Source organism: Nocardioides segetis, from assembly GCF_051390595.1.
Taxonomy (GTDB): Bacteria; Actinomycetota; Actinomycetes; order Propionibacteriales; family Nocardioidaceae; genus Nocardioides.
The window spans coordinates 691,231-712,287 of record NZ_JBNINR010000001.1 but is presented as its reverse complement, the minus strand read 5'-3'; the positions used below and the strand labels follow the sequence as shown (position 1 = coordinate 712,287).

Here is a 21,057-nt window from a genome sequence, read left to right as displayed (position 1 = left end):
GAACCAACCCTTGAGCATCACTCCGTTCCTGCCGGCGGTCGCGGGCCCGCTCCCCACCGACACCGGTGGAGCCGCCGGTGGTGACCCCGGCGACCCGGGAGCGGTCTTCGGCGAGGCTCTCGCCGCCGCGCTGCTGGCGACCCTCCCGGGGCCGGCGACCCCCGCCGCCTCGTCGACCTCGTCGTCCACCTCGCTGCCCGCCCCGCCAACCGCCGCGCCGGGCGGGCCGGACCCGAGCGGACCGGCTCCCCTCCCGGGCGTCACCGCGGCCCCGATCCCCGTCGCCGGCGACGACCCGGCCGCCCCGGTGCCGCCCGATCCCGCCCCCTGCGCACCACCCGTGCCCCCGGCCCGGTCGATCGACGCGCCCGCCCACCGAGGCGCGAACGAGGCCAGCGCCCTCGCCGATCCGGCGCTCTCCCGCGACCGGACCGTCGGTGGAGGCGACCGCGCGGGCGAGACGACCGGGGCGGCGCCCACCACCGCAACCGACACCGCCACCGACACCGCCACCGACACCGCTGCCGACACAGCGGCCGCGCCGACGACCGGCGCCACGGGCACCCCGAGCGTCGCGGGCACGGCCGGCGCCCGGCCCTCGGTGGAACGGGCGATCGTGCAGCAGCTCTTCCCGGAGGTGACCCGCCTGGTCACCAGCACGCCGGCCGACCGGCCGGGGACGCACCGGATCACCCTGACCCTGCAGCCCGAGCACCTCGGCGAGGTGCGGGTGACGCTGGTGGTCAAGGACGGCGCGGTGCAGGTCCGCCTCGCCGGCAACGCGGCCGACGCCGCCGGCAACGCCGCGGTCCACCGGGCGCTCAGCGCCGGGGTCCCGGAGCTGCAGCGGCTGCTTGAGCGCTCCGGCGCCACCGACGCGCGGATCCTGGTCCGCGACCCGGCCGGTACGACGGCTGCCCCGCCCCTCGCGCCGACCGCGCCGGCCGGCGCGACGACGAGCCAGCCGGGATCGGGCGGGTACTCCGCGGACACCGGCGGCGAGGGGGCGGCGACCGGGAACGGGACCTCCGACGACACCGACCGGCGCCGCGGCCGCGACGTACCCGAGCCGCCCGCCCACGCGGCGCGACCGGCGGCCCCGATCCCCACCGGCTCGATCCCCGCCGGCTCGATCCCCGCCGGCTCGATCCCCGCCGGCCCGACCACCCCCGCCGGTCTGCTCGACCGGACCCTGTGAGGAGGAACAATGTCCGTCTCCAGCCCCGAAGGCGTCGGCTACGGCGTGACCGGAGCCGCCGCCTCGGGCACCACCGGCTCACCCACCGCGCCCGGCGCCTCCGGCACGTCGCGGAGCAGCGACAAGGACATGTTCCTGCAGCTGATGGTCGCCCAGATGAGGTACCAGGACCCGCTCAACCCGACCGACTCCTCGCAATTCCTCGCCCAGACGGCGCAGTTCACGGCCCTGGAGAAGATGCAGGACGTCGCCGACCAGACGGCGATGCTGCTGAGCACCCAGCTGGCCTTCGGCGCGAGCTCGCTGATCGGCCAGACCGTGCGCTGGTACGACGCCGCCGGGGTCGAGCGCTCCGGGGTCGTCCAGGGCACGACCTATCTCGCCAGCGGACCGGTCCTCAGCGTCGACGGCGTGTCCGTCCCGGTCACCGACGTGATCAGCGTCGGCGAGGCACCCACCGTCCAGGAGCCGACGCCCAGCGGTGACGGCTCCTCCGCACCGCCGCCCAGCGGCACCCTGCCCACCACCGCCTGACCCCCCAGCACCGCCCGAGAAGGAGAACACCATGCTTCGCTCGCTCTTCGCCGGCATCTCCGGCCTCCGCGTGAACCAGACCATGCTCGACGTGACCGGCAACAACATCGCCAACGCGAACACGACCGGCTTCAAGGCCAGCACGACGGTCTTCGCCGACACCCTCAGCCAGCAGCTGACCGCGGCCTCGGGCGGCAACGCCGAGCGCGGCGGCACCAACCCGATCGAGATCGGCCTCGGCGTGCAGCTCGCCGCCACCATGGCCAACTTCGGGCAGGGCTCGGCCCAGCTCACCAACCGGCCGACCGACCTGATGCTGCAGGGTGACGGCTTCTTCGTGCTGCGCGACGGCCAGGAGGACGTCTACACCCGCGCCGGTGCCTTCACCTTCGACCGGAGCGGCGTGCTCGTCGCACCGAACGGCATGCGGGTGCAGGGCTACGCGCTCGACGGCGCGGGCCTGCCGACCGGTGGCCCGATCGACGTCGACCTGAACCTGATCGACGGCACGCTGCCGGCGGGAGTCGACCTCACGTCGTACTCGATCGGCCCCGACGGCAAGCTCCGCGGCGTCTTCTCCGACGGCGTGCAGCGCGACATCTGCCAGCTGGCGGTGGCCGACTTCACCAACCCGATGGGCCTGGAGAAGGTCGGCGACACCGCCTTCCGCGAGTCCGCCAACTCCGGTCCCGTCCAGCTCGGCGTCGCCGGGCAGGGCCAGCGCGGCCAGCTGGTGGCCGGGCGGCTCGAGATGTCGAACGTCGACCTGTCGGCCGAGTTCACCAACCTGATCCTCGCCCAGCGCGGCTTCCAGGCCAGCTCCCGCGTGATCACCACCAGCGACCAGGTGCTCGAGGAACTGGTCAACATCAAGCGCTGACCGGCCCGCGCCGCCACTGCCTGCCCTCGGTCAGCGCCAGCGTCTCGACGGTCGGGACCGCACGCCGATCCGCTTCTCCAGCTCCTTCATCTCGGTCATGACATCGCTGACGACCCAGATCCGGTTCCGGGCCCCGCGGCTGATCTCGTGGAGGATGCCGGCGTCGGCGAGGCGCTCGATGGCCTCATAGGTGCGGGCGGGACTGGCGCCGGTCATCTCGGCGGCACCGGCCGAGTCGAAGATGGGAACCCGCAGCAACGCGCCGATCATCGTGTGGGCCGAGGACCCCTTGCGTGGCTTGACGAGTTCCATCCACCGAGGAGGCAGCGCCGCGAGGGTGTCGGCCGAGGTCTCGGCTGCGCCAGCGGCGGCGACAGCGGCCTCGCTCAGGTAGGCGACCATCGCGTTGACGTCGCCCGCGCGGTAGGCCGACAGATGGTCGAAGTAGGTGTCCACGTCGGCGAGCATGGCGGCCGCGGCCGGCACCGTGATGGTCCGGGTCAGACCTCGTCGGCGGAGGACGGCTCCGATGAGTCCACGACCGACGCGTCCGTTGCCGTCGGTGAACGGATGGATGGCTTCGAACTGGGCATGCACGATCGCCGCTTGCGCCAGGGCAGACATGTCGCGGCGATTCGCGAACGCGATGAGGTCGTCCACCAAGGGGCGGACCTCGTCATGGGGCGGCGGGACGTGCACGGCGCCCAGGGGGGTCAGGTCACTGCCGCCGATCCAGTTCTGCTGCTCCCGGAGCCGGCCGGCCCAGCGCTGCTCGACCTTGTCATCGGCGAGCAGGTGTCGGTGCGCCGCGAGGATGGCGTCCTCGGTCAATGGCGCGCCGTGATCGGCGGACTCGGTCAGGGCACGGAGAGCCTGGGCGGCAGCGACGGTTCTTGCCGCGCTGTCGGCGGCCTTGGCTCCGACACTGGCTCGGGCGATCTCGTCGAGGTCGGCGTAGACATGCTCGATCTTCGAAGTCGCGACGGCCTCGGTGCGGACCAGGAGATCGTTGAGCCCGACAAGGTGCTCGGCGCGCGATTCGAGCCGGGCGACGGCCACGGCCGCTCCTTCGACGAGCGCGACGGTGGCGGGCTCGAGCCGGACGTCGAGGTCGGCGATCCGCGGTGGGATCGCGACCTCGATCGAGGACAGCATCCGCTCCTCGAGATTCGGTCGAGCACCGTCCGGGCCGACCTGCTGGGGGTTCGTGCGCCAGGGCCGGGGCTCGACCCGGACTGCCGGCCAGCCACGGGGCACGATGGACTCATCGGCCGGCGTGCCGCGCTCGGCTCGCTTCACCACGACGCACTCCTCACCCACCAACGACGACAGTCTATTATCGTTTACTGGATCAACTGAAAGCAAGAACGCGGCTGATTGCGGTTGCGGCGACCGGGCCGGGCGCAGAACGTCGGTGCTTTTGGTCAGGGACCGCCGCCACCGGCCGATGGGACCTGCGGAGCGCCACGGACGGCGATCCGCCCCCCGGACCCAGACACGCCAGCCACGCACACGGAGGTGCCGCGGTGATCTCGCTGACCCGACTCTCGGGAACGACGTTCCTGCTGAACGCGGACCTGATCGAGCGCGTCGACCGCACCCCGGACACCGTGGTGACCCTGGTCGACGGGACGAAGTACATCGTCGCCGAGTCGCTGGACCAGGTGCGTGCGGAGGTCATCGACTACCGCGCCGCGATCGTGGCGCGTGCCGGCCTGCCGGACGCGTCGACCGTGCCGCCGGTGCGGCCCTCCCGGGCGAGCCGGCTCAGTGCCGTGCCCCCGCGAGGAGTCACCCCGTGAAGGACATCGCCGCCCCGGTCGGGATCGGCGCCGCGCTCGGCGTCATCATGCTCGCCAACCTCCTGGAGGGCGGCAGCCCCGGGAGTCTGTTCCTGATCCCCCCGATGCTCCTGGTCTTCGGTGGAACGCTCTGCGTGGCGGTCGCCGGCGGAACCCTGAACGACGCCAGGAACGCGGTGGCCTCGGCCCGCACCGCGCTCTTCGGCAAGGTCGCCTCGTCGGCCGACGTGGTGCCGGTGATCGTCAGCCTCTCCGACGCCGCGCGCCGGGAGGGCATGCTCGCCCTCGAGAGTCGGGTGGGCGACATCGACGACCCCTTCCTGGTCAAGGGCGTGACCCTCGCCGTCGACGGCACCGACCCCGAGGAGCTGCGGGAGATCCTCGAGGCCGAGCTGCACGCCAAGAAGGCCGTCGACAAGCACGCCGCGAAGTTCTTCACCGACGCCGGCGGCTACGCGCCGACGATCGGCATCGTCGGCACCGTGATGAGCCTGGTGCACGTCCTGGAGAACCTCGCCGACCCGGGCGCGCTGGGCCACAGCATCGCAGCCGCGTTCCTCGCCACGCTCTGGGGCGTGCTCAGCGCCAACGTGCTCTGGCTGCCGATCGCGGCCCGGCTCAAGCGGCTCAGCGAGCTGGAGTCGATGCGCATGGAGATCGTGATCGAGGGCGTCGCGGCCATCCAGGCCGGCTCCAACCCGCGGATCGTCGCCCAGAAGCTCCAGTCCCTCCTGCCGGCGCACGACCAGGTCACGGAGGCGGCCTGAGATGGCGCATCCCCGGCGCCGGCGTCGCGAGAGCGAGGAGGAGCACGAGAACCACGAGCGGTGGCTGGTCTCCTACGCCGACATGATCACGGTGCTGATGGCGCTGTTCATCGTCATGTTCGCGATGAGCCAGGTCGACGAGCAGAAGTACCAGCAGCTCAAGGACGGCCTCGCGGACGGCTTCGGGCGCGAGCGGTCGATCCTCAACGGCGCCAGCCCGGTGAGCAACGCCAAGGGCACCAGCGACCCCGGCGAGGCGTCGTACGCCATGCTCCTCGCCCAGGTCCCGGAGGCCCAGCGGGAGACGGTGGCGAGGATCGTCGAGGAGTCCGAGCGGCTGCGCCGGCAACGGGCCTACGGCGACGCCCGGGCCGAGGCCGACCGGCTGCTGGAGGTCTGGCGGCAGATCGACCGGGCGCTGCGCGACCAGGGCCTGCGCGACGACGTCCGGGCCTCGATCGACGACCGCGGCCTGGTGGTGAGCCTGGTCTCCCAGCACGTGGTCTTCGAGCCCGACGTCGCCGAGCTGACCGCGCGGGGCCGCAGCGTCGTCGACACCATCGCACCGGTGCTCGCCGTGCTGACGGAGCCGATCGAGCTCGACGGCCACACCAACCAGGAGCCCGTGCAGCCGCGGTACTACCCCTCCGACTGGGAGCTCTCCGTGGCCCGCGCCCTGCACGTGCTGCACCGGCTCGAGGGCGCGCACGACATCCCCGCCCGGCGGCTGCGCGCCACCGGCTTCGGCCACACCAAGCCGCTCGTCGATCCCGCCGTCCGTGGCTCGCAGCGGGTCAACAAGCGCGTCGACATCCTCGTCCTGAGCCAGCAGCCGGCCGAGACCCGGGCGCTGCTCGGCGAGGCCTACGCCGAGCTGCGCCGCGAGGCCGGGCTGGACGACCTGCCGACGCTCCCCGGCGCCCCCGCCGAGCCGGGAGAGCCCGGCGACCCCGCCGGCGACGGGTCCGGCGCGGGCACCGACGCGGCCGCCGCCCCCACCCGCTCCCGAGGAGAGGACCGACCATGACCACGAGCATCGCCGCACCCGCCACCGCGCCCGCCGAGCGGACCGGGGCGGGTCGGGGCCGGACCATCGGGATCGCCCTGCTCGTCCTCGGCCTCCTCGCCGGCGCCGCGTGGTTCCTCGTGCTGAGGCCGGCCGCCGACGGCGAGCCCGAGCCGGGCGAGGTCGCGCCGCTCGAGGCGATCCAGGTCAACCTCGCCGGCGGCCACTACCTGCGCCTCGGCATGGCCCTCCAGCTCACCGAGGCGGCCGAGGAGGTCGACGGCAGCCGGGCCCTCGACTCCGCGATCACCGTCTTCTCCGGCCTGCCGGTGGAGGAGGTCAACAAGCCCGACGTGCGCGAGACCCTGCGCCACCAGCTCCTCGAGCGGCTGCGGGAGCGCTACCACGGCGAGGTGATGGAGGTGTACTTCACCGAGTACGTCACCCAGTAGGCCGGTTCGTCGGGGCGATCCGGGACCCCACCCGGGACCCTGGGTGGCCCGAAGTGACCACGGGACCCTGACCGCCCGGCGGCACGGCGACCGCTCAGGTCCGCCGGCGCCGCGACGATGGGCCCGTCGTGACCCTCCAGCGGCCGCGCCGGCGTCCCCGCACGGCCGAACCGACGCCGTACGACTTCCGGCGTCCCATCCAGCTCTCGCGGGAGCACCAGCGCACCCTCCAGCTGGGCTTCGACAGCTTCGCGCGCCAGGCGACGACGGTGTTCACCAGCTCGCTGCGCACCGTGTGCACGGTGGCGCTGGCGGGCATCGAGCAGCGCACCTACGCGGAGTACGTCGACAGCCTCGGCCCGTCGACGTACATGACGCTGTTCAGCGCCGACCCGATCCCCGGCACCGGTGTGCTCGAGATCCCGCTCTTCGCCACCATGTCCTGCCTGGACCACATGCTCGGCGGCCCCGGCTCCGACGAGCAGCCCGACCGGCCGCTGACCGAGATCGAGGACGGGGTGATCCGCGGACTCATCGAGCGGCTGCTCGGCGAGATGCGCTACTCCCTCGACGGGATCGTCTCGCTGGAGCCGAATGTCACCGGCATCGAGTACAGCCCGCAGTTCGCGCAGGTCGCCAGCGCCGCGGACGTGATGGTGGTCGTCACCCTCGAGCTCAAGATCGGCGAGCGGGCGCATCGGATGTCGGTGTGCCTGCCGTTCAGCGGCCTGCTGCCCCACCTCGCGAACGCCGCCGGCAACGGGGCCGTCTCCGACCGCGAGCGGGCCCAGCGCGCGCACTCCGCCTGCCTGCTGCAGGAGCAGTTCCAGCGGGTGCCGGTCGCGGTCTCGGTCCGGTTCCGTCCGCTCCCGGTCGACCCGGGGACGCTGGCCGGGCTGCGACCCGGCTCCGTGCTGCGCCTGACCCATCCGTCGTCCGCGCCGCTGGACGTGACCGTCGCCGGCAACACCTTCGCCCACGCCACCCCCGGAGCCCGCGGCCAGCGCCTGGCCGCCCTCATCGTCACCACGCCCGAGGAGTCCTGATCGCCATGACCGACGTGCTCGACCCCACCCTGCTCGCCGAGGCCGTCGCCGTCGAGGCGGCCGCGGTCCTGCCGGCGGTCACGCCGCTGACGCCGGGGCCGGCCCAGCCGGGCTCGCCGCACGTCACCGCGGCCTTCGCCGGCGGCGCGATCGCCGAGCTCGACGGCGGGGTGCCGGGCGCGGTCGTCGTCCTCGTCGGCACCGAGCTGGTCGACGCCCTCGCGACCAGCCCGATCGGCGCCCTCGACGTGGCCGCCGCCGTCCAGCCGGCGCTCGACGCGGCGGCCCGGCGGCTCGGCGCGCACGCCCGGGGCGCCCGCCCGCTCGCCCTCGACGTGGAGGGCTACGACGTCACCGCCGAGCTGGGCGGCGCCTTCCGCACCGTTCCGCTCATCGGCGCCGGCATCGCGGCCGCCGTCCTCGTCCCCGAGGCGACCCTGGCCGGCGCCCGCGCGCCGCTCGCCGAGGACGCCGACCCCGGCACGGCGACCGCGCCGGCCGAGGTCGCCGAGGAGACCCCACCGTTCGTGCCCGCCTTCGGCGCCCCCGCCGCCGCGCCGCGCGGCCTCGAGCTGCTCCAGGGCGTCGACATGGAGGTGACCGTCGAGCTCGGCCGGACCCGGATGACCGTGCGCGACCTGCTCGCCCTCACCCCCGGTGCCGTGCTCGAGCTGGACCGCGCCGCCGGCAGCCCCGCCGACCTGCTGGTCAACGGCCGGCTCGTCGCCCGCGGCGAGGTCGTCGTCATCGACGAGGACTTCGGCCTGCGGGTCACCGAGATCCTCGACGCGAACGCCGCGGTCTGACGCCGATGCTGGACAGCTCCGGCGGGACCAGCCTGGGCGAGCTGGCCGTCCGCCTGGTCGGCTCCCTGGCGCTGGTCGTCGGGCTGCTGCTGCTCATCGCCCGGACGGTCAACCGCCGGTTCAAGGCACCCGCCGGCGCGACGATCCAGGTCGTGCAGCGCCAGGCGCTCGGCCGGGGGCAGGGCGTGGCGGTGGTGTCGGTCGGCACCCGGATCCTCGTGCTCGGCACGACCGAGCAGCAGGTCACCCTGCTCGCGGAGGTGGAGCCGGACGAGATCGGGCTCGACCTGACGCAGCCCGAGCCGGGCACCGAGCCCGCCGGCGTACCCGCCGCGGAGAAGGCGGCGGGAGCGCTGTCCGGGTCGGTGCTCTCCCCGCAGACCTGGAAGGACGCCATGGCCGCCGTCACGGGGAAGCGGGCGTCGTGACGACGCTGTCCCTGGCGGCGTCGCGGATCGCGCTCGCCGTGTCCGACCTCGCCGCCGAGCCGGTGGGGCCCGACGGGCCGAACGGTCCTGGCAAGGGCGGCACCGTGCAGATCGACCTGTCGGGGATGACCGACAAGCCCAGCCACAGCCTGCTGGTGTTCCTCGCGCTGACCCTGCTCAGCCTGCTGCCCGCGATCGTGCTCACCTGCACCAGCTTCACGAAGGTGCTCGTCGTGCTCGGCCTGACCCGCAACGCGCTCGGCCTGCAGCAGACGCCGAACAACCAGGTCCTGGCGGGGCTCGCCCTCTTCCTGAGCCTGTTCATCATGGCGCCGGTCCTGTCGCAGATCAACGACGCGGGCGTGCAGCCCTATCTCGACGGCGACAAGACCACCGCCGTCGCGTTCGAGGACGGGCTGGAGCCGCTGCGGGACTTCATGCTCGACAACACCGACGACGGCGAGCTGCAGCTGCTCACCAGCGTCGCCGACCGGGAGCTGCCCGAGAACCGCGACGACGTCTCGACCGCGACCCTGATCCCGGCGTTCGTGCTCTCCGAGCTCAAGGACGCGTTCATCATCGGGTTCATCATCTTCATCCCGTTCCTGGTCATCGACATCGTCGTGAGCGGCGCGCTGATGAGCCTCGGCATGATGATGATGCCGCCGGTGATGGTCTCGCTGCCCTTCAAGCTCCTGCTGTTCGTGATGGTCGACGGATGGGCGCTCATCGTCAGATCGCTCGTCGCGTCGTACGGGAGCGGGTGACGGGGTGCCATGACCGACACCGCGATCATCGAGATCGCCCTCAAGACCATGCTGGTCGCGCTCAAGCTGTCGGCGCCGATCCTCGCGACCTCGCTGGTCATCGGCTTCGCCATCTCGCTGTTCCAGTCGATGACCCAGATCCAGGAGTTCACGCTGTCGTTCGTGCCCAAGCTGGTGGGCGTCGGCGTGGCGCTGCTGGTCTGCGGCAACTGGATGCTGCACACCCTGATGGCCTTCACCCGCGAGCTCTTCGACCTGCTCCCCGGCCTCCTGGTGTAGCCGCCGCCATGACCATCTCCGTGGACGGCGCCGCCCTCAGCGCGCTGCTGCTCGCCTCGGTGCGGGTCGTGGCGTGGCTGGTCGTCGTACCCCCGTTCGCGACGCGCGGGATCCCCACGATGGCGAAGGTGATCCTCGCGATCGGCCTCTCCCTGGCGATGGCGCCGACCCTGGCCACCCAGGAGCTGCCCGGTACGACGCCGGGGCTGGTGCTCGCGACCGCCGCCCAGGTGCTGATCGGGGTCGGCATGGGCTACGTGACGATGCTGCTGTTCTCCGCGATCGGCGCGGCCGGCGCGCTGGTCGACGTCTTCGGCGGCTTCGCGCTCGCCGCGGCCTGGGACCCGCTCGCGATGAACTCCAACACCGTCTTCGGGCGCTTCCACCAGCTGCTCGCGACGGCCCTGCTCGTCGTGTCCGGCGGGCACCTCATCGTCATCGGGGGCCTGCTCAGCACCTTCCGCTACCTGCCGCTGGCCGGCATGCCCGACATCTCCGGATGGGACGGCGTCCTGCTCACGGCGTTCTCGATGTTCTTCACCGTCGCGGTGCAGATGGCGCTGCCGATGATCGCCGTGCTCTTCGTCGCCGACCTCGCGCTGGCGCTGCTCACCAAGGTGGCGCCGCAGCTCAACGCACTCAGCGTGATGTTCCCCGCGAAGGTGGGCCTGACCCTCCTGCTGCTCGGCCTGTCCTTCCCGATGCTGCCCGGTGCGCTCGACCGGCTCGTCGACTACGCCAACCAGGCCATGTCCTCGATGGCCGGGGCGGGCTGACGGCATGGCCGCGAGCAGCGAGGAGAAGACCGAGAAGCCCACCCCCAAGCGCAGGAAGGAGGGCCGCAAGGAGGGCCAGGTCCCGCGCACGCCCGAGCTCGGCGGGTGGCTGGGACTGCTGGTCGTCGGCCTCGCGCTAGGCCCGCTGCTCGACCACGAGCTCGACGCGCTGCGCACCATGATGGCCACCTCGCTCCGCTCCGCGGAGGACCCGTCGATCGCCCTCGCGCTGACCCTGCTCCGCGACGCGGGCCGCCACGTGCTGGTCAGCCTCGTGGTGCTCGGCTCCATGGTGCTGGTGATCGGCGTCGTGTCCGCCCTGGCCCAGGGCGGCTTCTACCTCTCGCCGAAGCTGGCGAAGCCGGACGCGAAGAAGCTCAACCCGCTCCAGGGCGCGAAGCGGGTCCTCGGCCCGCACGCCTTCTGGGAGGGCGCGAAGGTGCTCGTCAAGAGCACGGTGGTCGCCGTCCTCGCCTGGGGCGCGGTCAAGGCGATGATGCCGCTCGTCGGCGGGCTGCTCCCGATCGAGGTCGTCCTCCACCAGGTCAGCGCCGAGGTCTCCCGCCTCCTGCTCACCGTCGCCGGCGCCGGCCTGGTGATGGCGGCGGCCGACTACGCGATGATGCGGCGTCGGATCGGCAAGCAGCTGCGGATGAGCCACAGCGAGATCAAGCAGGAGCACAAGCAGGCCGAGGGCGACCCGCTGGTCAAGGGGGCCATCCGGGCCCGGCAGCTGGCAGCCGCCCGCAACCGCATGATCGCCGACGTCGCGACCGCCGACGTGCTGCTGGTCAACCCCACCCACGTCGCCGTCGCGCTGCGCTACGACCCGGAGCAGGGCGCCCCCCGCGTCGTCGCCCGCGGCGCCGGTGCCATCGCCGCCCGGATCCGGTCGGTGGCCGCCGAGGAGCGGGTGCCGCTCGTCCAGGACGTGCCGCTGGCGCGCGCGCTGTACCGGCACTGTCAGGTCGGCCAGGAGATCCCCCGCGAGCTGTGGGCGGCGGTCGCGCAGGTGCTGGCCTTCGTGCTCAGCCGCCGCAGCGCCGGCCAGTACGGCGGCGAGCACCGCACCCCGCGGCGTACCGACGACCTGCCGGAGGTGCTGGCCGCGTCCCGCCGGCGGCGGGCGGCTGCGGGATGAGGTGGTGCAGGAATCGCCGGTCGACCGGCGATTCCCTCGCTTGTCGGGTGTTGCAACACCCGCCCAGTGCCAGTTTCGCCGGTCGACCGGTTGTTCATGCAGCCGGTCAACCCCTCATCCACAGGAGCGCGCGGCCGATGAGGCCACCGACGCCAGGACGGCGCCACCCCGCAGTGCCACGGACGGCGCGACCTCGTCGAGAGGCTGTACCCACCGCATGTCCGTGAAGTCGCTGACGCGGCTCGGTGTCCCGCTGGGCATCGTGCTGATCGTCGTCATGCTGGTCGTGCCACTGCCGGCGATGGTGCTGGACCTGATGATCGCGCTCAACATCACCGGGGCCCTGCTGGTGCTGATGGTGGCGATGTTCATCCACAAGCCCCTGGAGTTCGCGGCCTTCCCGTCGGTCATCCTGGTCATGACGCTCTTCCGACTCGCCCTCAACGTGAGCGCGACCCGGCTGGTGCTGCTGGACGGGTATGCCGGCAAGGTGATCGACACCTTCGGCCACTTCGTCGTCGGGGGCTCACTGATCGTCGGGCTGATCGTGTTCGCGATCCTGCTCGTCATCCAGTTCGTGGTCATCACCAACGGTGCGGGGCGGGTGGCCGAGGTGGGCGCGCGGTTCACGCTCGACGCGATGCCGGGCAAGCAGATGGCGATCGACGCCGACCTGAACTCCGGGCTCATCGACGAGGAGGAGGCGCGGCGGCGGCGGGCCGAGGTGCACGCCGAGGCCGACTTCCACGGCGCGATGGACGGCGCCTCGAAGTTCGTCAAGGGCGATGCGATCGCCGCGATCGTGATCACCCTGGTCAACCTGCTCGGCGGGTTCGCGATCGGCGTCGCGCAGTACGGCATGCCGTTCGGTGAGGCCATCGAGACCTATTCGCTGCTCTCGGTCGGCGACGGGCTGGTCTCGCAGATCCCCGCCCTGCTGCTGTCGGTCGCGACCGGACTGATCGTGACCCGCTCGGTCGCGGACTCCGACATGGGATCCGACATCGTCGGCCAGGTCTTCCAGCGCAGGATGCCGCTGCGGGTGGCCGGCTTCGGTGCGCTGGCCCTGTGCGTGATCCCAGGGCTCCCGAAGCTGCCGTTCCTCGTCGCCGGCGGCCTGATGCTGCTCGGCGCGAGCCGGATCGACGAGTCGCCTCGCGACCGCGCGACGGGGGCCGACGGCGACGCCGTCCCCGGTGAGCTCGCCCCGTCTCCCGACTCCCCCGAGGCGATCGTGGCGGAGATCCGGGTCGACCCGCTCGGCCTGGAGCTGTCGGCGGACCTGATCGACCTCGTCGACAGCCGCTCCGGCGGCGACCTGCTCGACCGGGTGAAGGCGCTGCGCCGCAAGGTCGCCGGCGAGCTCGGCATCGTGATCCCGCCGGTGCGCACCCGCGACAACCTCGAGCTTCCGGCGAACACCTACGCCATCACGCTGTACGGCGCGGAGGTCGCCCGGGGCGAGGCGCCGCGGGGCACGGTGCTGGCCATCGGCGAGTTCCTGGACTCGCTGCCGGGCACCCCGACCCGGGAGCCGGTCTTCGGCCTGGACGCCCGGTGGATCCCGGCCGAGCTGCGGCACCAGGCCGAGATCGGCGGCGCGACCGTCGTGGACCGGGCGTCGGTGGTGACCACCCACCTCGCCGAGATCGTGCACCGGCACGCGAGCCGGCTGCTCGGCCGCGAGGACGTCCGGCTGCTCACCGACGTGGTCAAGCGCACCCACCCGGTCGTCATCGAGGAGCTCACGCCCACCCAGCTGCCGCTCGGCGAGGTGCAGCGGGTGCTGCGCGCCCTGCTGGACGAGCGGATCCCGATCCGCGACCTGGTCCGGATCTTCGAGGCGCTCTCGGTGCGCGCCGCGGTCAGCAAGGACCTCGACGGGCTCGTCGAGGCGGCCCGCGCCGCGCTCGAGCCGGCCCTCGCGGCGCCGTACGTCGTCGCCGGGGTGCTGCACGCGATCAGCCTCGACCCGGTGCTGGAGCAGCAGATGCTCGAGGGACTGCGGCCCACCGAGCAGGGCATGGTCGTCGTCCTCGACCCCGACGCGGCGCAGCAGGTGCTGCTCGGGCTCGGGCAGGCGGCACAGGCCGCGGAGAACACCGACGTGCGGCCCGTCCTGGTCTGCGCGCCCGCGCTCCGGGCCGCCGTACGCCGACTCGTGGCGCCCACGCTCGAGCGCCTCCCCGTCCTCTCGTACGCCGAGCTCGGCGCGGCCCAGGAGATCCGGTCGGTGGCCGTGGTGTCGGCGACCGGGGCCCGGCCCGCTCTGGGAGCAGGAGTCTGACGATGATGCTCGACCTGCGGGTGTTCGTGCTCGCCGCCCTGCTCGCCTCGCCCGTCGCGGTCCTCACCGCGCAGGGCGAGCTGACCCTCGACGAGGCGCTGACCCGGCTGCTCGTGGTGATGGTCGGCGCCACGGCGGCCGCGTACGTCGTGCGCACGGTCTGGCCGCTGCTGGCCGGACCCGCTCCCGATGCGTCCGGGGCCGATGCGTCCGGGGCCGATGCGTCCGGGGCCGATGCGTCCGGGGCCGATGCGTCCGGGGCCGATGCGTCCAGGGCCGATGCGTCCAGGGCCGATGCGTCCAGGGCCGATGCGTCCAGGGCCGATGCGTCCAGGGCCGATGCGTTCGCGACCGGACCGTCCGCGACGGCGCCGCCCGGGGCCGAGGAGCTCAGCCGACCGCCGGGATGACCCATTCCAGCGTGGTGCCCCGGCCCGGCGCGGAGTCGACGCGCAGGTGCCCGCCGAGCTCCTCGGCGCGGCTGCGCAGGTTCGCGGTGCCGTGCCCGGCCGCGACACCGGCCGGGTCGAACCCGGCGCCGTCGTCGACGACGCGGAGCCGGAACCAGGCCGACGAGGCGGTCAGCTCGACGCTCACCGAGCCGGCGCCCGCATGCCGGGCGACGTTGGAGAGCGCCTCGCGCAGCGTGCCCAGCACGTGGCCGCCCGCGTCAGGGGCGAGCGCCCGGTCCACCGGCCCCTGCAGCCGCAGCAGCGGCTGGAAGCCCAGCACCCCGGCGTACTCCGCCAGCAGGGACCGGACGTCCTCCAGGAGCGAGGGCCCCGAGCCGGTGCCGAGCTCGAAGATGACCGACCGGAGCTCGTTGATCGCCCCGTCGAGCTCCGCGACGGTGCCGTCGATCCGGGCCCGCAGCTCGGCGGTGTCGAGGTCGCGTGCGCCCTGCAGCTGCATACCGGTGGCGAACAGCCGCTGGATGACGAGGTCGTGCAGGTCGCGGGCGATGCGGTCGCGGTCGCGGGCGACGAGCAGCTGGGTGCGCTCGCGCAGCGCCTGGCGCCGGTCCAGGATGAGACCGAGCTGGGACGCGGTCACCGCCACCAGGTCGAGCATGATGTCGCGCAGCGACGGGGTCTCCTCGGCGTGCTCGACCAGCAGGGACCCGGGACCGTCCAGTCGGGTGTCGACGGGCACGACGAGCGTGGTGCGGCCGCGGGCCTCGGGCAGCCGCTCCGGGAGTCGCGAGGTCGTCACGGTGCGGATCTGCTCGGCGTACCTCTCGACCACGGTGGCCGCGGACTCCTCGTCACCCGCCGTCTGCCGGACCTCGAGCAGGCCGCCGTCGACGCGGACGTAGGCGACCAGGCGGGCACCGCACAGGTCGCGCAGCGACACGACCAGCTCGTCGAGCGCCTCCTCGGCACTACCCGTGCCGGTCAGGTCCCGACCGACCTCGCCCGTCCCGGCGAGCCAGCGCCGACGCCATTCGGCCTGCTCGTAGGTGCGGGCGTTCTCGATCATCACGCCGGCCGCGCGGGCGAGGGCCTCGACCAGCGCCTGGTCGGTGGTCGTGAACTCCGCGCCGCCGCGCTTGTTGCCGAGGTAGAGGTGGCCGAACGCCCGCTCGCCCACGAGCACCGGCGCCCCCAGGAACCGGTCGATGACCGGGTGGCTGCCGGGGAACGAGCCGGTCGAGACCGGGTGGTCGGCCACGTGGTCGACCCGGATCGAGCGGCGCTCCCGCGGCACCAGCCCGAGCAGCCCGTGCCCCTTCGGCATCATGCCGATCTCGCCGAAGCTCGCGCTCGCCTCGGCGTTGGGCACCAGGTCGACGAAGGCGCCCTCGTCGTCGACGATCCCGAGGACGCCGTACTCGGCGTCGGTGAGCTGGCACGACGCCTCGACGATCCGGCTGAGGACGCCGCGCAGGTCGAGGTCGGACCCGATGGCGACCACCGCGTCCAGCAGTGCCCGGGCCTCGGTCGGCAGCTCCAGGTCCATCCGGCGTCGATCCCTCCCGCAGCGATCGTTGACGCCTCAGGCTATCCCTTTACTTTACTCCGCACCGAGGCGTGTCGGGTGCCCATCGGCACCGGGACCGGGGTCCTGAGAAGTCGGGACCCCGGCCTCGCCCCACGGATCGAAGCTGACCGATCAGAACCGGCGCAGCTGGTAGAGCCCGCGGGTGCGGGCCACGACGGTGCCCTCGGCGTCGGTCACCTCGGCGACCAGCTCGAAGTCCGACTTGCCGCGCTCGGCCGTCTCGGCGAGCACCCGCTCGATGACGTCGTCGGCCAGCGTCGCCCGGGAGACGACGTCGGTGGTGGCGGGCCGGAGGAAGTCGATGGTGAGCGACTTGACCAGCGGAACGGCGCCCTCGAGCACCAGCGACGTGCTCGCGTAGAGACCGCCGAGGACCTCGGCCACGGTGAAGAGCGAGCCGGCGTACGCCGTGCCGAAGTGGTTGACGTTCGGCGCGGCGGGCAGCCGGGCGGCGACCGTGTTGCGCTCGGCCTCGACGACCTCGACGCCCATGGCGTCGAGGACCGGGATCATCGTGCGGACGTGGGCCGTGAGGTCGGCGGGCGTGGTCACGGCGCCACGCTACTGCCCCCCGACGGGGACCAGCGTGACCACCAGGTTGCGGCGGTAGTGGAAGCGCCCATGGCGGTCGACGACCCGGTCCGTGCATGTCACGAGCTGCACGCGCGGGCTCCCGGTCATCCGGAACAGCCCTGTGGGGAGCGGGCGGGCGCGGTCGAAGGTCCGCAGGCGCCGCACCCGGTAGGCCCGCAGCGTCCCGGCGCTGTCCCGCAGGGTGACCCGCTGCCCCTTCCGGGCCCGGCCGAGGTCCACGAGCGCGCCCGGCCGGTCGTGGCGGTCCGAGACGTGTCCGACGATCACGGCCGTGCCGATCACGTCGTCGATGCGGGCCGACGTGTCGAGCCAGCCGGTGATCGAGGGACGGGCCGGAACGCGCGCCCGCCGCCCCTTCAGCCCTGCCGGGACGACCGCCGCGTCGATGCCCACGGCCGGGAGTCGCAGCCGCGTGGGAAGGACGCCCCGTCCGTCCACGGACGCACCGGACCGACCGGCGAAGCCGGTGTCGATCACCCGTACCGGATTGGCCGCCCGCGTGATCAGGCTCGTCTCGCTGGCGAGGCCGCACGGGTGGGTGGCCGCCCGGTTGTGCTCGTCCGCCGCGAGGGTGACCTGCCAGGTGTAGTAGCCGGGCGCGTCCACCCGCACCGTCGGCGTGTGCTGGATGCCGTTGACGGGAGCGAAGGTGACACTGCCCACCGCCGTCGCCGGGGTGCACGCGAGCGCCGCCGGTGACGTGAACGGGCCGTGGAGGGTCGCCGTCCCGACGGACGACCCGCCGGGACGCAGTCCCTCGATGCGGACGACGTCGTAGAGCTCCGTCCCGACCCCGGCACGGGCGTGGGAGGTGGTCGTCTCGACCCGCGGCGCGGCAGGCGCCGGCGGCGGCACCCGCACCGGGTGGAACCCGAAGTCGAGCGTCGCGTCCCGCGCACCGTCCTGGGTCAGGTCGGCCGACTCCGCCGACCACGTCGAGGAGTCCTCGTCTCGGCCGCCGGCCCCGGGCGCGGTCGGCCCCAGGCCGTCGAGGGCGGCCCGCGTGCCGTCGGCGGCACGGTCGATCGAGACCGTGTAGTGCTGGCCCGGGGGCAGCGGCGGCAGATCGTCGAAGGAGTAGTGGCCGTCGGCGTCGGTCGCGACCGGGCCCACCGGGTCGCCGTCGACGTCCGTGACCGGCTGGCCGTCCGGGCCGGTCAGGACCAGGACGACGCCCTCGATCCCCGGCTCTCCGTCGTCCTGCAGTCCGTCCTCGTCGATGTCCAGCCAGACGAGGTCGCCCACCGAGACCGACGGCGGCGGTGGGCCGAAGCCGAAGTCGTAGGTGTGGTCCACACTGCCGGACGGGCCGGTGACGATCGCGTGCTGCGGGTAGCCGTCGACGGTGCGTCCGTCGGAGTCGAGGCGGTTCTGGTCCGCGCCCGTGCCCCGATCGGGCAGGGTCAGCCGGACGACGTCCGCGTCGAGCGGCGCACCCGGGCCGTAGTTCGCGGCGTCGTCGAGCCGGATGACGTACGACGTCTCCGGGAGCAGTCCGTCGTGGAGCGAGTCGAAGTAGTACTCGCCGCGCGCGTTGGTCACCGTGGTCGCGACCAGCCCCCCGGTGGCGTCGTACAGGTTGACGGTCACCCCCGGGATCGGCTGCTCGTCCGGGTCCTGGATGCCGTCGCGGTCGGGGTCCATCCAGACCCGGTTGCCGATCTGCAGCGGCGCGAGATCGCACAGGACCTCGAGGTCGGCCATGCCCTGGCCCTTGCCGAACGCGCCGCCGGCGGTCACCTGGTTGCCACGGTTGTTCCCCCACACCGGCGTCGAGTCCGCCGTCCGACCGCCGGCGGTGTAGCCGACGCCGAGACCGTTGAAACGGTCGACCCGGCCGTATCCGCCGGTGTTGATCGCGCCCGCGGGGTCCATCCAGCTGCTGGCGATGCCGCGCTCGGCGCGGCTGAGCGCGAGACCGCCGTACGCCGCCTCCGGGTGGACGGCGCCGACGTCCCCGGTGAAGAACTCGCCGGCGATGGTCGTCTCCGGAACGGCCGTCACCCCGCACGCGCCGTTGTGGTCGAGGACGAGATCGCCGCCGGTCCCGCGGCAGGCTCGGGTGATGTCACCGGCTGCCGTCACGTAGATCATCCCGTCCGGGGTGCTGCCGGAGTTGGTGGGCGCGAAGTACGGCAGGCTGTAGCCGTGCTGGTCGGCGCTGCGGTCGCGGAAGCCGAGGACCAGATCACCGTTGTTCTCGACCACGATGTCGCCCAGCCACGGCGTGGCGTGGACCAGTTGACCGGTGGTCGGCGTGCATCCGACCTCCATGCTCCAGGGGTTCCACTGCGTGAACCCGTTGAGCGGGCCACCACAGGTCCAGTTGCGCTGCCGCCGGATCATCATCGGCTGGTCGAGGACAGTGCCGGTGGGGGTGTAGCTGTCGGCGTCGAGGGTGACGACGATCGTGCGGAGGTCCGCGCGGCTCCTCGACGTCTCCGCGGAGCACACCCCGCCGACGTAGAGCGTGCCGTGACGCTCGGCCAGGGCACCCGGTCGCCAGTCCGCGGTTGCCGCGCAACCCGGGTCGGGCAGGTCCACGACCCGCATCGGCGCGCCCATGCTGGCTGCTGTGGCGTCGTACACGAACAGCTGGCGGGTGTGCAGGTTGAGCACGTGCAGGCGCTCGCCGTCCTCGCTGACATCCAGGTCGCCGAGCGCCTCCTTGCCGACCACGGCGGCGAAGTCCCAGTCCATCCGTCGGCCGGCGACGTCCAGGTTGTGCTCGGTGCTCCCGGCGTCGGGGACGACACCCCAGAGCGCTGTCGGCCCGCTGGGGGTCCCGTCCGGTCCGATCGAGGTCACGTAGATGGCCCCGGGCCCGGCCGGGCCGTAGGCGGCGCCGCGCTTGGCGAAGGCGCCCGCGAAGAGCCGGCGGTCCTGCTTGCGCCAGCCGATGCCGTAGACCGTGCCTGTCTCAGCGTGCCTGCTGACCTGTTTGACGTCGACGTTGGCACCGGTTCCGCGGTAGGGGGCGGTGAACAGGGTCTGGGTGTCCGCGTTGGCGATGAGGGACCCGTTGCTGGCATAGAGCGGCTGCTGACAGGCGTCGGCGACCAACGGGTTCGCCTGGCAGTAGTCGGCGGGGTCCCAGAAGGCGGTCGTGACCTGCAGGGTCTGGTCCGCGGCGAGGGTCACGAACTCGTCGGTGCTCGACAGCCGCGTGTCGTCGGGCGTGTCCGCGGTCCCCGTCGCCTCGGAGGCGAACGCCGGTCGATACCTGGCCGGGTCGGGGTTGTGCACCACGACGCGGTAGGCGCCGGGCGGCGCCGTCAGCGTGGCGACGCCCGCGCCGTCCGTGGGCACGGTCCGCACGGTGCCGGCCGCGTCGGCGAAGTCGACGAGGACGCCGGCGAGCCCCGGCTCGACCAGCGGGTCGTCCCAGTTGCCGTTGGCGTTGAAGTCCTGCACGACGCGGACCGCGACGGTCCCGTCCCCCGGCGCCGCCACGACGGGCGCGGGCGAGGGAACCACCAACAGGCCCGTGGCCGCGACGCCCACGACCGTGACGGCGCCGACCAGGCTCCTGAGACCGGACGCGACCCGATGCGCGCGCAGGACCGACATTTCGCGACTCCCTCTCATCGATGGGTCACCAAGCGACCCGAGAACCTGAACGGTCGACGGCGCCGTTCGTCACGCCGACGGCGGACGCTTCGCGACGACCGTCACCAGGGCCGGGCCGGCAGGTCCCGGAGGTACGGCGCGAGGAGGGCGCCGGACTGCTCGACGGTGAGCACCTCGGCCGGGTCGAGCGGGATGATCCGGCGCTTCGACTCGTCGATCTCCCACACGTCCTCGCCGATCAGCCGGCCCTCGTCGTCGTAGGGCCAGATCATGTGCTCGACGTTGGCGACGAGGTAGTGCGTGTCGGGGTCGACCGGCGCGCCGGCCTCGACGAGCAGGGCACCCGGCGTCTGCTGGTAGATCGTGGCGGTGGAGACGATCATGTTGTCGCCGACCGCCAGCTGCTCGTCGTCGGTGTAGAACACGCACTGAGCGGTCCGCGACCACTCCTCGTACACCGCCTGGACCGCCTCGGCGCCGTCCAGCACGGTCTGGATGCCGAAGACGTTGAAGTGGTAGACGGGGTGGTCGACGGTCATCTCCGGCGCGAAGATCTCCTTCCAGCGACCGGCCATCTCGAGGTTGCGGTGGCGGTCGTAGGCCTGGAGCAGCCAGCGGTGCCGCGGGTTCGTCGTCGTCTCGATCAGCCGGCGGACGGCGGCGTTGGTCTGGGTGATGTCGAAGCGGCTCATGTCCTCACGCTCGCAGGGGGCCCGGACCCAG

The 21,057-nt window shown here is 73.0% G+C and carries 21 protein-coding genes; 16 read left to right on the top strand and 5 right to left on the bottom strand.

Annotated features, from left to right (window positions below; genetic code table 11):
• Nucleotides 1-10 precede the first annotated feature (10 nt).
• From ACPZVR_RS03195 to ACPZVR_RS03185, 3 genes are read left to right on the top strand one after another with little or no spacing between them, the layout of a single operon-like run.
• Nucleotides 11-1,198, top strand: a complete 1,188-nt coding sequence (locus ACPZVR_RS03195; protein WP_436698115.1) for a flagellar hook-length control protein FliK — start codon at nt 11-13, stop codon at nt 1,196-1,198.
• Nucleotides 1,199-1,207: 9 nt separating this feature from the next.
• The gene (locus ACPZVR_RS03190) at nt 1,208-1,732 is read left to right on the top strand and encodes a flagellar hook assembly protein FlgD (RefSeq protein WP_436698114.1); all 525 of its coding nucleotides are present in this window, start codon (nt 1,208-1,210) and stop codon (nt 1,730-1,732) included.
• 31 nt (nt 1,733-1,763) lie between these two features.
• Nucleotides 1,764-2,612 carry a flagellar hook-basal body complex protein gene (locus tag ACPZVR_RS03185; protein WP_436698113.1) on the top strand — a complete coding sequence of 283 codons (849 nt, stop codon included), beginning with the start codon at nt 1,764-1,766 and terminating at the stop codon, nt 2,610-2,612.
• Nucleotides 2,613-2,642: 30 nt separating this feature from the next.
• On the opposite strand, the gene ACPZVR_RS03180 is transcribed toward ACPZVR_RS03185, so the two are convergent.
• The gene (locus tag ACPZVR_RS03180; protein WP_436698112.1) at nt 2,643-4,124 is read right to left on the bottom strand and encodes a Fic family protein; all 1,482 of its coding nucleotides are present in this window, start codon (nt 4,122-4,124) and stop codon (nt 2,643-2,645) included.
• A gap of 14 nt (nt 4,125-4,138) precedes the next feature.
• Between ACPZVR_RS03180 and ACPZVR_RS03175 the strand changes: the two genes are divergently transcribed.
• The 13 genes from ACPZVR_RS03175 (at nt 4,139) to ACPZVR_RS03115 (ending at nt 14,579) form a co-directional block, all read left to right on the top strand.
• Nucleotides 4,139-4,414 (top strand): flagellar FlbD family protein, encoded by a 276-nt coding sequence (locus ACPZVR_RS03175; protein WP_436698111.1) that lies wholly within the window; start codon nt 4,139-4,141, stop codon nt 4,412-4,414.
• Nucleotides 4,411-5,181, top strand: a complete 771-nt coding sequence (locus tag ACPZVR_RS03170) for a motility protein A (protein ID WP_436698110.1) — start codon at nt 4,411-4,413, stop codon at nt 5,179-5,181. The genes ACPZVR_RS03175 and ACPZVR_RS03170 overlap by 4 nt, the downstream gene beginning before the upstream one ends.
• A gap of 1 nt (nt 5,182) precedes the next feature.
• On the top strand, nt 5,183-6,208 hold the full coding sequence (locus ACPZVR_RS03165) for a flagellar motor protein MotB (protein WP_436698109.1): 1,026 nt from the start codon (nt 5,183-5,185) through the stop codon (nt 6,206-6,208).
• Nucleotides 6,205-6,639: a flagellar basal body-associated FliL family protein gene (locus ACPZVR_RS03160; RefSeq protein WP_436698108.1), complete on the top strand. Its 435-nt coding sequence runs from the start codon at nt 6,205-6,207 to the stop codon at nt 6,637-6,639. Before ACPZVR_RS03165 ends, ACPZVR_RS03160 begins: the two co-directional genes overlap by 4 nt.
• A gap of 128 nt (nt 6,640-6,767) precedes the next feature.
• Nucleotides 6,768-7,685 (top strand): flagellar motor switch protein FliM, encoded by a 918-nt coding sequence (locus ACPZVR_RS03155; RefSeq protein ID WP_436698107.1) that lies wholly within the window; start codon nt 6,768-6,770, stop codon nt 7,683-7,685.
• A gap of 5 nt (nt 7,686-7,690) precedes the next feature.
• Nucleotides 7,691-8,491, top strand: coding sequence for a flagellar motor switch protein FliN (gene fliN / locus ACPZVR_RS03150; RefSeq protein WP_436698106.1), 801 nt, complete (start codon nt 7,691-7,693; stop codon nt 8,489-8,491).
• Between the two features lie 5 nt (nt 8,492-8,496).
• The gene (locus ACPZVR_RS03145; RefSeq protein WP_436698105.1) at nt 8,497-8,919 is read left to right on the top strand and encodes a flagellar biosynthetic protein FliO; all 423 of its coding nucleotides are present in this window, start codon (nt 8,497-8,499) and stop codon (nt 8,917-8,919) included.
• Nucleotides 8,916-9,686 (top strand): flagellar type III secretion system pore protein FliP, encoded by a 771-nt coding sequence (gene fliP / locus ACPZVR_RS03140; protein WP_436698104.1) that lies wholly within the window; start codon nt 8,916-8,918, stop codon nt 9,684-9,686. Before ACPZVR_RS03145 ends, fliP begins: the two co-directional genes overlap by 4 nt.
• 9 nt (nt 9,687-9,695) lie before the next feature.
• Nucleotides 9,696-9,965, top strand: a complete 270-nt coding sequence (gene fliQ / locus ACPZVR_RS03135; RefSeq protein ID WP_257430391.1) for a flagellar biosynthesis protein FliQ — start codon at nt 9,696-9,698, stop codon at nt 9,963-9,965.
• Nucleotides 9,966-9,973: 8 nt separating this feature from the next.
• On the top strand, nt 9,974-10,741 hold the full coding sequence (locus tag ACPZVR_RS03130; RefSeq protein ID WP_436698103.1) for a flagellar biosynthetic protein FliR: 768 nt from the start codon (nt 9,974-9,976) through the stop codon (nt 10,739-10,741).
• Nucleotides 10,742-10,745: 4 nt separating this feature from the next.
• Nucleotides 10,746-11,882: an EscU/YscU/HrcU family type III secretion system export apparatus switch protein gene (locus ACPZVR_RS03125; RefSeq protein ID WP_436698102.1), complete on the top strand. Its 1,137-nt coding sequence runs from the start codon at nt 10,746-10,748 to the stop codon at nt 11,880-11,882.
• A gap of 217 nt (nt 11,883-12,099) precedes the next feature.
• Nucleotides 12,100-14,169: a flagellar biosynthesis protein FlhA gene (gene flhA / locus ACPZVR_RS03120; RefSeq protein WP_436698101.1), complete on the top strand. Its 2,070-nt coding sequence runs from the start codon at nt 12,100-12,102 to the stop codon at nt 14,167-14,169.
• A gap of 2 nt (nt 14,170-14,171) precedes the next feature.
• On the top strand, nt 14,172-14,579 hold the full coding sequence (locus ACPZVR_RS03115) for a pentapeptide repeat-containing protein (RefSeq protein ID WP_436698100.1): 408 nt from the start codon (nt 14,172-14,174) through the stop codon (nt 14,577-14,579).
• Here the strand turns inward: ACPZVR_RS03115 and ACPZVR_RS03110 are convergent.
• The 4 genes from ACPZVR_RS03110 to ACPZVR_RS03095 form a co-directional block, all read right to left on the bottom strand.
• Entirely contained in the window at nt 14,560-16,128 is a 1,569-nt protein-coding gene (locus ACPZVR_RS03110; RefSeq protein ID WP_436698099.1) for a GAF domain-containing sensor histidine kinase, read from the bottom strand. The two genes, ACPZVR_RS03115 and ACPZVR_RS03110, sit on opposite strands and share 20 nt — an antisense overlap.
• Nucleotides 16,129-16,281: 153 nt before the next feature.
• Complete coding sequence (locus ACPZVR_RS03105) at nt 16,282-16,722, bottom strand: YiiD C-terminal domain-containing protein (RefSeq protein WP_436698098.1); 441 nt, start codon at nt 16,720-16,722, stop codon at nt 16,282-16,284.
• A gap of 9 nt (nt 16,723-16,731) precedes the next feature.
• On the bottom strand, nt 16,732-20,334 hold the full coding sequence (locus ACPZVR_RS03100; RefSeq protein ID WP_436698097.1) for an SdrD B-like domain-containing protein: 3,603 nt from the start codon (nt 20,332-20,334) through the stop codon (nt 16,732-16,734).
• Nucleotides 20,335-20,435: 101 nt separating this feature from the next.
• Complete coding sequence (locus tag ACPZVR_RS03095) at nt 20,436-21,026, bottom strand: hypothetical protein (RefSeq protein ID WP_436698096.1); 591 nt, start codon at nt 21,024-21,026, stop codon at nt 20,436-20,438.
• Nucleotides 21,027-21,057: the final 31 nt, after the last annotated feature.

Coding starts and splice junctions, on each gene's coding strand:
- ACPZVR_RS03190 (WP_436698114.1), top strand. CDS start 1,208: ATGTCCGTCTCCAGCCCCGAAGGCGTCGGCTACGGCGTGACCGGAGCC.
- ACPZVR_RS03185 (WP_436698113.1), top strand. CDS start 1,764: ATGCTTCGCTCGCTCTTCGCCGGCATCTCCGGCCTCCGCGTGAACCAG.
- ACPZVR_RS03165 (WP_436698109.1), top strand. CDS start 5,183: ATGGCGCATCCCCGGCGCCGGCGTCGCGAGAGCGAGGAGGAGCACGAG.
- ACPZVR_RS03160 (WP_436698108.1), top strand. CDS start 6,205: ATGACCACGAGCATCGCCGCACCCGCCACCGCGCCCGCCGAGCGGACC.
- fliN (WP_436698106.1), top strand. CDS start 7,691: ATGACCGACGTGCTCGACCCCACCCTGCTCGCCGAGGCCGTCGCCGTC.
- ACPZVR_RS03145 (WP_436698105.1), top strand. CDS start 8,497: ATGCTGGACAGCTCCGGCGGGACCAGCCTGGGCGAGCTGGCCGTCCGC.
- fliQ (WP_257430391.1), top strand. CDS start 9,696: ATGACCGACACCGCGATCATCGAGATCGCCCTCAAGACCATGCTGGTC.
- ACPZVR_RS03130 (WP_436698103.1), top strand. CDS start 9,974: ATGACCATCTCCGTGGACGGCGCCGCCCTCAGCGCGCTGCTGCTCGCC.
- ACPZVR_RS03125 (WP_436698102.1), top strand. CDS start 10,746: ATGGCCGCGAGCAGCGAGGAGAAGACCGAGAAGCCCACCCCCAAGCGC.
- flhA (WP_436698101.1), top strand. CDS start 12,100: ATGTCCGTGAAGTCGCTGACGCGGCTCGGTGTCCCGCTGGGCATCGTG.
- ACPZVR_RS03115 (WP_436698100.1), top strand. CDS start 14,172: ATGATGCTCGACCTGCGGGTGTTCGTGCTCGCCGCCCTGCTCGCCTCG.
- ACPZVR_RS03110 (WP_436698099.1), bottom strand. CDS start 16,128: ATGGACCTGGAGCTGCCGACCGAGGCCCGGGCACTGCTGGACGCGGTG.
- ACPZVR_RS03100 (WP_436698097.1), bottom strand. CDS start 20,334: ATGTCGGTCCTGCGCGCGCATCGGGTCGCGTCCGGTCTCAGGAGCCTG.
- ACPZVR_RS03095 (WP_436698096.1), bottom strand. CDS start 21,026: ATGAGCCGCTTCGACATCACCCAGACCAACGCCGCCGTCCGCCGGCTG.